Origin of the sequence: Halalkalibaculum sp. DA3122 (genome assembly GCF_043951865.1) — a bacterium.
Lineage (GTDB): Bacteria > Bacteroidota > Rhodothermia > Balneolales > Balneolaceae > JAMQKA01.
In genome coordinates, this window is record NZ_JBINJF010000029.1 from 45,402 (window position 1) to 55,146 (window position 9,745).

The window sequence follows — 9,745 nt, forward strand, 5'->3', positions numbered from 1 at the left end:
CGTCTATCCTATTATTACTGTTGGTTCACCAATGACTGCACCGGCCCCACACCCGCACACATCGCCTACTCTCAGCGCCGGTTTACCCCCGATAAAAACGGTGGTGCTTCCCATTGGAAACGGGGTTACCGGCGGATGCGGCGGAGGTATGGCACAGGAATGCATATCTGTGGCTACGGCGGCCGGCATCCCCCCGATTAGTACCGTCGGAACGCCAGGTCCGGTTATGATCCCCCCGTGACTCGTTATATCTGTGACTCTCGCTGCTGCCGGCATATCATCTCCTTTTTGTTTGATTAAACCTTCTGCCGAAGAATGCTACCGTTTGTCTTGCAGAAGATGTTTATCCAAAATACTCGTGAGAAATCCGGGCTAGTTTATCTGTACAATCGCGCCCTGAACTTTAACCGACGCGCTGCTGGTAAGTTCAGCACCGGCGCTTCCTTCCGCCTTGAACTGCGCCTTCGCTTTCTGTTCAATCTTCGTTCCTTCTACTTTTATATTCCCACCCGCTTTCAATACCACGTCTCCCGCACTCTCCAGCGTGATCCCATCCGAGTTCATAAGAATGCTATTCTGATTTTCATCCTCCAATTTGATACTTCCCTCATCGTCGCTCAGGGTGATCTTATTACCGTTGGGCGTCTCCAGTTCGATGCTCTTTTTGTCATCATTGAGCCAAAACCGCAGTTGCTCGCGGGTTACGAACCCTTTTTCATGGTTGTCATCGCTTGCATCGGCGGGGGGCGGCTTGGCGCTGCTGTTCATCATGCCCAGGACCACCGCATCGCGGGGATCGCCATTTATAAATCCCACCAGCACCTCATCACCTATCTCCGGTCGAAAGAAGGACCCGCGGCTGTCGCCGGCATCAAGGGTGGAGATACGCGCCCAGGTCCCCTCATGTTCCATATCCACCATCGGCAACTTAACCAGTATTCGGTGCTCCCCCTCCGGATCGCCCTGCAGCTGTGTTACGAGACCCACCTGCAACCCGTTGACGGCGGGCAGCAACCCTGATGCCGCTACTTCGACAATATCATCTTCCTTGTAAAACCAGCGGGGCGAGAGCCCAAATTCGATATCCGTCACCCACCGTTCGGTCGAATAATGCTGCCTCACGCCGGAAACAAACACGTTGCCGCTAAACCGCTCTCCGATGCCGGTCAGCTCGATAGTGTCAAACGGCTTGATCCCGGCTATTCCCGGGCAACGGACGCGCCCCCGGATTTTGGCCAGTCTGCTTTTAAGCATGGCAGCGTCGGCCCAGGCCTGGAGTTCGGTATCCAATACCTGTCCACTGTGGCGTAACGAGAGCTCCTCCAGTCCAATAACCTCCGAAAGCTCTGCTTCACCAATATTTCCCGCCTGTTGAAAGCCCGGATCTTCTCCATCCGTGTCTATCTTTTCCTGGGCGGTATAATCCCATGAAGAGGTTTTGACTGCTTTGAACTGGTCCCTGGCATCCATCTCAGCTTCCAGGTCAAAAATTGTGGCCCCATAGGCAAGGGCTACAACCGGGTCTGTAATAGTGGGCTTTTTAATAGTTAACTTACCGTCATCCGGCAATACCGCCTGACTGTTCATTTCCGCCCGGGAAACGACAAAATCCCAATCCGTGGCATAATACTGAACCAGCTCTTTATGAGTTTGACTGGCAGATTCTATATCCGGTTGTAACCCGTACTGGCCGACCAGCTCCTCAATAATATCGCTGTCAGTCATTTCGGTATAATAACGGTTCTTTCTTCCGGCCGTCATTTTAACTGCCGGATCCTTGCATTCAACCGATAGCATTGATGGCTGACCGTTCCTGGATTTGATCCCATGCTTAATCACCAAGCCTTTAAAAATGGTCGCCTCCTCCCTGTGGTAACCGGCTCTCACTTCGATCTCCCGACCCGGTTTAAACAAGTCGGTATTGCTGAGTGGGAAATCCTCTTCAGAGGGACTGCCATCTTTCAGCACCAGTTGGGCATACGAAATGCGATTGAGCTTCTTGGAGACCGTAATTGAAAACAGATGATACCTGTCGGGCAATTCCTGCCCGGCCGACAGTATGGTAAATGTCGGCAGATCGGTGGGGCGGTCAGACGGTATGGTTTGACGTGGTGTTGCCATGGTTTATTCTCCCAGTGGTGGAAAGGAAAGGATGGTGCCGGACTCCAGTTTTCTGAAATTCTGCAGGTTGTTTTTCTCCGCCACCTTAAGGTAGTACCTGGAGTCCCCGTAGATCCGATAACACATCAGGGGAAGGCTGTCTCCATCATTTACCACCCGGTGGTGCGTCAAATCGGGAGAACTCTTATCCTCTTTGGCGGCCCGCAAATTATCCTCGATAAAGCCGTTGAATGTCGCATTAATCTTGGCTCGCAACGGCTTGCCATCGTTGCTGAACATCGTGTATTTGACGGACGAAGATTTGAGGATGCACTTGAAGATGAGGGTCCCCCAGAGTACCATCAAATAGCGGGGGCGGTGCTCATCTCCCTTAAATTCATAGGTAACCGTCAAAAACTCCCGGATCTTGTCGGGTACGTCCACCTTTTCTCCCGTCGTGACCCCGGTACCGTCCAGTGTAAAATCGAGGGTAAGATCCTGCGGCCTGATCTTTTTAAATGTATGCGCGGTTCCCGTGGTCCCGATGCCCTGCGAGCTATCGCTTTCAATTTCATATTTGACAGAATATTCCTGCGGATTGTAGGTCACGGAAAATTCATCGTCCTCCTGGTTGTATTCGGCATCCTTAAAAGACTTTATCTTCAGCTTTTTCAATTCACCGGTGTTGCTTTCCTCGGCAGCCATTATCGCTCCCTCCTTTTCTCAAATATTTCCAGGACCTGTTCCACCGATTCCCGGATAATCTGCTGTCTCTGTTTATCCCGGTTTTCGGCCCTGCGGGCGTCAGGCTGCCCCTCTTCATCAATCACGGCTTTAATGACCAGTTCCCTGATTTCTATAGGCATATCAAATCATTTTTTAATTGGGCTTTGCAAAATCCTCGATTACGTCATTCTGAGCTTGTCGAAGGGTCTCCCTTGTCCGGTTGTAGCCGTTGAAAGGGAGATCCTTCACTCCGTTCAGGATGACTGCTTGGTTCTGCAAAGGTCCCTTTTATTCTTTGTTTTCCGGCACCACTTTCGTGAAATACTGGTACGCCAGCTCGATGGTATCGATGACAACCTCATTTTTCTGGGCGTCCAGGTTGGATACCGCCCACTTTACCGGGTATGCCCCTGTAAAATTCCAGTTGATAAGTGTGTTACCTTGTTCATTAAGCAGCGAAACGTTTACGACCAGGGGATCAAAACTGAAATGTTCGATCGCATCCCGAAACCACTGTATCAACGCCGTGCCTGTTAACAGTCCCCGCTTCAGTACCAGGTTTTGGTATTTTGCGGGTTGGGGAAGTCGGTGGGCAAAACGATTTTCACCGCCCTCCCTTAACTCCTCCGTCCCTATTTCCGCGGTTAAACCCGAGACCTCCTGGAAACGGATATCGTTGTCCGTGGCACCATCCAGTCCTGAAAATTCCACCTTAAAGTGGAAGCCTACTGCCGGATATTCCATTGGGGTTTAATGTTTGATACTATTCATTTTCAATACTGAGTCCCTCATGGGCAATTTCGAGCGTCTCAATAGCCACCTCATTACCCGTGGCATTCAATCCCGGACCTTCGATCTTGACCGGGAACGCATTTTTAACGGTCCAGGTCATAAGCGGTACGTGCTCTTCGTTCAGCAGCTTGATGATCAGGTCGCGTCGCTCCACGGTATTCAGGTTCGTGGTATTCAGCCACTCAAAGAACTCGTTGTCGCCCTCAAAGATGCCCCGCTTCAGCGTGATGTTGCCAAACTTTTGGAGTCCCGGCATTTTTTGGGCTGTAAACTCCGGATTTGCGCCATCCCTGTACTCAATGACCTGGGATTCTATATTGAGTCCGGATACTTCGGAAAAGCTGACGCTTTCGCCTCCCCAATCTACGCTAAAATGAAATACTGGTGATGGATAAGCCATAATGAATTCCTAATTACATTAGATATTAGTGGTATTGTCTTTTCAGGATTCCAACATCTTGTGAGAGAATCGCAGGATGATAAACTCGGCTGGCCGGACGACCGCCATCCCGATCTCCACAATCATTCTCCCCTCGTCGATATCGAGCTGGGTCATGGTCAAGCCGAGCCCAACCTTTACAAAGAACGCCTGGTCCGGCTTGGCCCCGAACAGTGCGCCCTCTCTCCATTTCAGGGTCAGGTAGTTCTCGATCATTGACCGAACTTTTACCCAGGTGTTGGCGTCGTTGGGCTCAAAAACCGCCCAGTAGGTCGACTTTTTGATCGACTCCTCCACCATGTTGAAAAAGCGGCGGACCGGCACGTACCTCCACTCGTTGTCGTTGCCCGCCAGGGTTCGCGCCCCCCAAACCATGTGACCTTTCCCGGTAAATGTTCGTAACGCATTGATGGATTTACCGGCGGTGACATCCACATTGAGATCCTCCTGGTCAAAATGGTCAATCTTTCTGTTCAGTCCGATTACGCTTGAAAGACTCACATTTGCCGGGGCTTTCCATACCCCGCGCTTTCTGTCAACGTCGGCATAGATACCGGCAACACCCCCACTCGGCGGCAGCAGGGCTGAATCCTGGTTCAACGTCGTAAATACATTCTTCAGGGTCGGCAACTGCAGTTTCAGGCTGGTTTCCTTCTGTTGTTCCTGCGTGTTGACCTCTTCCAGGACATCGTGCACCGCACTTGTTATGCTGTAAAAGACCTCCGTGACCAGCGGCTCAATGGCCAGCATATTCTGCTTTATCTTCTCCGAATCGGACCCGTCGGTCGGGAAAGCCCCGTCGTTGGTGGGGGTCCCGTCAAAACTGCCCGCCCAGCCGGAATATTCCCACGTCAGATCATCCCAGCGAGGAAAATCACTGTGGATAAGAGAGGATGCACTATTGTCGAGGGCCACCAGTTTTTCAATCTCGGGCTTCATGCTGCCTGTCACCAGGCTTTGCATATAGGAGAGCAGGGGCGCTTTAATCGATTCCGCCCCGTCCTTGATCGGTTGATCCAAAAACGTATGGGCAACTTCGTAGACGTAGTCCACCGCATCCAGAAAATCGGGGCGAACGTTGGAAGCGGTCTCTCCTTCGGTAACTTTGGTCTTGAACGCCGTTATAGCCTGTTCGTAGCCTTCCGCAAGCGTGTCAATGGTTTTGGATTGCTTAAATGTACTGAGTTCGCTTTCCAGCGTTTTGGCACTGAGAACCAGGTTATTCAATTCGTCGACCAGGGTCTTTACATCCGCATCATCGGTCATATTTTTCCAGTTAACCGCGGATGAATATTTCTTTACCTTGTTAACGACCTTTTGGCCATCGAACTCAAGCAGAGCCCGGTACCTTAGGTCGCGTCCCAGGTTGGCTTTAACAAAGGGATAGTAGGCAGCGCCGTATTTCAAATTTTTGCTGCCTATATTTTGGCGAAAATCACCGGCATCGGTATCGATCCCGTCCTGGTCTTTAACGTCACAAATGACGAATCGGTCTTTCAGCTTTTCACACTGTGCCAACGCTCTTCCCTGCAACGCCCCCAGATCCAACTTCGAGAGTTTAACCGCATCCGGAAATACAAACAGCGTGGGCTCATCAAACTTTTCAACCGCATCAATTCCCTTTTCGAAATCCGATGCAACAGCGCCCCCGTTGAAGTAACCGATCGAAACGACATAGCAGTCCCCTCCACCATTGTTAAAAAAGAGACGCAGCGAATCGTACATCAGGTAGTTATCTTCAATCTCGTAATTCATGACCGAGTTGTCGCCATTGAGATTGACTGATTTCACATTAACGGGCGGTGCCCCCCCAAACTTTTCCACGTAATCGACCATGGAACTTATTTTAAAGGGAACAAGATGCAGATCTCCGGCATTTTTTTCCCTGGCCATCTGGGTATACCCAATAAAAGCGGGTACGGCGGTCTCGACTTCCGCGACCGAAGGAGGAAATATCGATATCTCCTTTACATATACATCCGGTGTTTTATAATTATTTGCCATTGTATCGTATCCTTAATTGTTAGCGTTAGCCTGCATTTCTCACCAAGAAATTGGTTCGTATGCAAGGCGAAGTGGTAATCGCAAGCGAAACGTATATTGATACGTTGAGTGCGCGATTACCCTCTTTAACGTAGCAGACGGGACAATTTCGTAGCCCGCTACAAACTGTTATAGCATGTTCAGTTTTAAAATCAATGCAACTCACTGTAAATCATAGCATTATGAGAAATTTATATTCATTTTTATGAGAAATACAGGTTATAGGTATACATACACTTCTGAATAGTATTTGTCCTTTTCCTCTCTCTCCTTTTTTAATGCTTGAATACCCGGATTGGCCATCGATTTCAACACCACTCTTTTTGAAGAGTTGACCTTTTTTTTGAGATACAGCGAACGTACGCCTTGCTCTGAAAGCGGTATTTGTTGATTGGAAACAAATATGTTGTAGTTGTCAGGATACTCTCCGGAATTGATCCTGGTGAATCCCCTGATTTCCGGTGGAATATGCCGATCTGCAACACGCACGTAATAATCATCGGGGTAATGCTCCAGGAGATCGATGCTATATCCCTTGATTTCAGGGTTTTCAAACTCATGCCCTGTTCTGTTGACAATAAAATATTTCCAAAAAGTACTTCGCTTTTTGAAAGGCAGCGTATAAACCTGCTTCTGCAGCGTTCCGTCCTGTTTTATAAACCGGTAATCCGGGGGAACCAGGGGCGAATAAAAAAGATCCACAATGCCGAATATTCCGGCCGTTTTCTCTGATCCGCTCGCATAAAACGACTCCTTCTTCTCCCCGTTAAACCAGAGTTCCGCCCGACCCCCGGGGTACCGTGCAAGGTCGAATTGAAAATGAAATTCACCTTCAACACTGGGTTGCCGTTGCTGAATGCGAATCCCCAGATCGGGATATATCAAGCGTGCCGAATTTTCGTCCCCCGTGCCGGCCGTACTGTAACGATAATTGCCATGTTGAATCTTCAGCAACTGTTCAGTATTAACCTTGTATTCCTCTTCAACGGGAGAATGCAAAAAGTGGATCCCCGCGGTACTGCTGACCTGTAAATTGTTGAAATAGTATATTTCTCGACCGCTGGCATGAAAAGGCAAGTCTGTAAAGTTCAGAAAGTACGGGTTCTGCTGCCTGAGTATAAACTGGAAGCGGGTGGGGCGGTCGATCTCCCTTTGCAGCCCAGCGCTGTCCGCTTCGTTCTTTACAACCTCCCCGAAAACGGCAAAACCTGATCCTGTAGTCCTGAACAGCAACCCAACATCTCTTAGTTTCTGTGCCGTTTCTTTCGTTGGACTGGCTTTTAAATCCCCCGTAATTCCGGCCGCATAATAGCTGTGCGTCATGTTTAAACCGAAAATCTCCTGGAATACAGACATATTTATATTCCCCTTATTTCGATTTCTTTGATGGGCAGGACATCTTCCTTAATCTCGTCTTCTCTTATGGTCACCATTCTCATCTTGTAGAGCACGGAAGGCATGTATTTGGCTCCCAGGGCTCCCCACAGATGGTTCATCTGCTCAAAGCTCATGGTCTGAAGTTCAAAAACCAGCTTCTCAAGTGAAGTACCCATAGAGGGATGCCTGCTGCTTTCAAAGACATTACGACTCTGGAAAAAAGCAATGACGTTGGATATGGCTTTGACAGCTTCATCATAGTTGCTAAATCGTGCCACAAACAGCAGAAAGAGATTTAACCGAATTTCCGGGTTGGTTTTGGCATACGTGCCGTTTTCCTGTTTCAGGTATGCCTTCTGCTGCTTACCGATCTTCTCTTCCTCGATATTGACGAGCATAATCGCGACTTTCTCCGCATCAATGGCCATATCACCATTCTGCTTCAGAATGTCGCTCAGCACAACTTTACTGGTGTTCTCCCCCGTTTTTTGTTTTAGATATGTATCGAGCTGCTCCTGAATAAATGTGAGAGACTTTTCCAGAATCATACGTAATCTCCATCTCAACGATTTTATCAACCTTACCCTGAGTTGTGAAGCAACTCCCCGGTTTCTTGTTTTGAAACCTCATCTCTGGTCGACTGCTACAGTTCTTATAACACATTAGCTAAACATTGACAGACTCTCACTACCGAACTTTACTACCTAATTTTTCCGACCCTGATATCTTCCAAATAGAAAGGGGAAATAACTCAATCAACGCCGGCAGTCACATTCCACTGCTGCTCCTTTGTCTTTCAGACAACCAAATTTCCTGGTGAGCTATGCGGTCCAGCTTTTCCTGTATTTTCTTCTCCGGTATTTTTTTGAGGTGAGTTGGGGAGCAGTCCAGGTGGTAGTTTGTAAATTTATTCAGGCCTTTTTCATCCGGTATACCGTGGGCTCTCGCTATTTCAAAATTTGATCTGCCATCCTTGCGCAACGCCTTGATGATGCTTTTAAGACGCATGTATTCCAGTACAGGTTGAGGCCGTACGGTATAGTGCCGTAGAAATCTCCGCGAAAACTTTTTGGGATTCTTGTATCCCATCAACTGTGCCCACTCAGTCACCCTGGCCACCTGCATAAGATTGGCTTCCAACAGGTCAACAGCTCTCCCAATATTGACAGTTTCTCCACGCATATATTCCTCCACCTGGTTCTAATGTTTCGACTTTTTTGTTCAGTGGGGATTGGCCGAACTATTAAATGGGAGATATCAGCAACTATCTTCTGCCATTTTCAGCGATATTTAATGATTATTCGCGGAAAGACTTTCAGACAATTTCCTTTACCTGAATCCTCATACACCCACTCGTTTCCACCCGTTTAATATTACAGACTGTATATTTAAAGAGCCGCCGGCACATCCAATGTTACATTTTTTATTCTTAACCAATTGTTCTGAATAAACTTATCTATTAAAAAATAGACTATGGCAGAAACTTCAGGCTCATTAAAGACCTGCTGATGCGGCAGCGGGTGCCCCATTCTCTGCCCTGATTTTTTTTCATCCCTTTTGGATCAAGCCGAAAGGGACAACCCGGTTTTGGGGAAACTGCTTTTCTTTCTGGGGCTTCCCAAAGCAAGCTTTAAAAGTAGAGATCTTTCAGCAAGTTTAACGCTATTTTTAATGATAAAATTTATTGAAACTGTCATAATAATCCGTATCTTTGGAGCCCTGAATTTCATGTTAGAAACCTAAGTTAAAACCTCTGATTCAGGGCCTGAAAATATGCACTCAGGCTTTATGGAGCTCGTAGCTCAGTTGGTTAGAGCGCCAGGTTGTGGCCCTGGAGGCCGTGGGTTCAAATCCCATCGGGCTCCCACTTTTTCTGTTGCAAGTTGAAAGGTTACATGTTGAAGGTACGTATAACCTTTACCCTGAACCGTTCAACAGACAATCTTTTTTGCCGCGTTCGTCTAGGGGTTTAGGACGCCGCCCTTTCACGGCGGTAGCACGGGTTCGAATCCCGTACGCGGTACACGAGCCCTTGTAAGTTCTTGACTTGCAAGGGCTTATTTTTTTATTGAAGCCCTTAGAGTTTTCTCTGATGTTGTTTTAGTTGCCTGTTACTTATGCTAATAACTTATCTCTTAAAAGATTTCCGTGACATCCACGCGCATCTGGTGGACGGCTCCCAGCCGGACAAGCCAGCCGTTGATCAGCGGGATCTCCGCATGACGATACCATCCGGTGCCTGAGAAGACCAGCACACGCAGGGAATCC

Annotated in this window: 11 protein-coding genes and 2 tRNA genes; 2 read left to right on the forward strand and 11 right to left on the reverse strand. The window is 48.3% G+C overall.

Going from position 1 to position 9,745, the window contains the following annotated elements:
- Positions 1 to 3: 3 nt before the first annotated feature.
- The 11 genes from ACG2F4_RS15745 to ACG2F4_RS15795 all read right to left on the reverse strand — a co-directional run bounded on the left by ACG2F4_RS15745 (position 4) and on the right by ACG2F4_RS15795 (position 8,659).
- A complete protein-coding gene (locus tag ACG2F4_RS15745; RefSeq protein ID WP_395261843.1) occupies positions 4 to 276 on the reverse strand; it encodes a PAAR domain-containing protein in 273 nt (90 codons plus the stop codon).
- A 96-nt stretch (positions 277 to 372) separates the two neighbouring features.
- Positions 373 to 2,121 (reverse strand): type VI secretion system tip protein VgrG, encoded by a 1,749-nt coding sequence (gene vgrG, locus ACG2F4_RS15750; protein ID WP_395261844.1) that lies wholly within the window; start codon positions 2,119 to 2,121, stop codon positions 373 to 375.
- Positions 2,122 to 2,124: 3 nt separating this feature from the next.
- Positions 2,125 to 2,805: a LysM peptidoglycan-binding domain-containing protein gene (locus ACG2F4_RS15755; RefSeq protein ID WP_395261845.1), complete on the reverse strand. Its 681-nt coding sequence runs from the start codon at positions 2,803 to 2,805 to the stop codon at positions 2,125 to 2,127.
- Complete coding sequence (locus tag ACG2F4_RS15760; protein ID WP_395261846.1) at positions 2,805 to 2,966, reverse strand: DUF5908 family protein; 162 nt, start codon at positions 2,964 to 2,966, stop codon at positions 2,805 to 2,807. Before ACG2F4_RS15760 ends, ACG2F4_RS15755 begins: the two co-directional genes overlap by 1 nt.
- A 13-nt stretch (positions 2,967 to 2,979) precedes the next feature.
- Positions 2,980 to 3,105, reverse strand: coding sequence for a hypothetical protein (locus ACG2F4_RS15765; protein WP_395261847.1), 126 nt, complete (start codon positions 3,103 to 3,105; stop codon positions 2,980 to 2,982).
- 9 nt (positions 3,106 to 3,114) lie between these two features.
- Complete coding sequence (locus ACG2F4_RS15770) at positions 3,115 to 3,570, reverse strand: phage tail protein (RefSeq protein WP_395261848.1); 456 nt, start codon at positions 3,568 to 3,570, stop codon at positions 3,115 to 3,117.
- Between the two features lie 19 nt (positions 3,571 to 3,589).
- A complete protein-coding gene (locus ACG2F4_RS15775; protein WP_395261849.1) occupies positions 3,590 to 4,018 on the reverse strand; it encodes a phage tail protein in 429 nt (142 codons plus the stop codon).
- 42 nt (positions 4,019 to 4,060) lie between these two features.
- Positions 4,061 to 6,061, reverse strand: a complete 2,001-nt coding sequence (locus ACG2F4_RS15780; protein WP_395261850.1) for a phage tail sheath family protein — start codon at positions 6,059 to 6,061, stop codon at positions 4,061 to 4,063.
- A 258-nt stretch (positions 6,062 to 6,319) separates the two neighbouring features.
- Complete coding sequence (locus tag ACG2F4_RS15785; RefSeq protein ID WP_395261851.1) at positions 6,320 to 7,456, reverse strand: hypothetical protein; 1,137 nt, start codon at positions 7,454 to 7,456, stop codon at positions 6,320 to 6,322.
- Positions 7,457 to 7,458: 2 nt separating this feature from the next.
- Entirely contained in the window at positions 7,459 to 8,025 is a 567-nt protein-coding gene (locus tag ACG2F4_RS15790; RefSeq protein ID WP_395261852.1) for a DUF4255 domain-containing protein, read from the reverse strand.
- 220 nt (positions 8,026 to 8,245) lie between these two features.
- Positions 8,246 to 8,659, reverse strand: coding sequence for a hypothetical protein (locus ACG2F4_RS15795; protein WP_395261853.1), 414 nt, complete (start codon positions 8,657 to 8,659; stop codon positions 8,246 to 8,248).
- A gap of 609 nt (positions 8,660 to 9,268) precedes the next feature.
- On the opposite strand from ACG2F4_RS15795, the gene ACG2F4_RS15800 reads away from it, so the two are divergent.
- Both ACG2F4_RS15800 and ACG2F4_RS15805 read left to right on the forward strand, forming a co-directional pair.
- A tRNA-His gene (locus ACG2F4_RS15800) sits at positions 9,269 to 9,342 on the forward strand.
- Between the two features lie 85 nt (positions 9,343 to 9,427).
- Positions 9,428 to 9,500: transfer RNA gene (locus tag ACG2F4_RS15805), tRNA-Glu, on the forward strand.
- Positions 9,501 to 9,745 lie beyond the last annotated feature (245 nt).

Excerpts from the sequence above, each read along its gene's own strand:
- ACG2F4_RS15745 (WP_395261843.1), bottom strand. The coding sequence starts at position 276 with ATGCCGGCAGCAGCGAGAGTCACAGATATAACGAGTCACGGGGGGATC.
- vgrG (WP_395261844.1), bottom strand. The coding sequence starts at position 2,121 with ATGGCAACACCACGTCAAACCATACCGTCTGACCGCCCCACCGATCTG.
- ACG2F4_RS15755 (WP_395261845.1), bottom strand. The coding sequence starts at position 2,805 with ATGGCTGCCGAGGAAAGCAACACCGGTGAATTGAAAAAGCTGAAGATA.
- ACG2F4_RS15760 (WP_395261846.1), bottom strand. The coding sequence starts at position 2,966 with ATGCCTATAGAAATCAGGGAACTGGTCATTAAAGCCGTGATTGATGAA.
- ACG2F4_RS15770 (WP_395261848.1), bottom strand. The coding sequence starts at position 3,570 with ATGGAATATCCGGCAGTAGGCTTCCACTTTAAGGTGGAATTTTCAGGA.
- ACG2F4_RS15775 (WP_395261849.1), bottom strand. The coding sequence starts at position 4,018 with ATGGCTTATCCATCACCAGTATTTCATTTTAGCGTAGATTGGGGAGGC.
- ACG2F4_RS15780 (WP_395261850.1), bottom strand. The coding sequence starts at position 6,061 with ATGGCAAATAATTATAAAACACCGGATGTATATGTAAAGGAGATATCG.
- ACG2F4_RS15785 (WP_395261851.1), bottom strand. The coding sequence starts at position 7,456 with ATGTCTGTATTCCAGGAGATTTTCGGTTTAAACATGACGCACAGCTAT.
- ACG2F4_RS15790 (WP_395261852.1), bottom strand. The coding sequence starts at position 8,025 with ATGATTCTGGAAAAGTCTCTCACATTTATTCAGGAGCAGCTCGATACA.
- ACG2F4_RS15795 (WP_395261853.1), bottom strand. The coding sequence starts at position 8,659 with ATGCGTGGAGAAACTGTCAATATTGGGAGAGCTGTTGACCTGTTGGAA.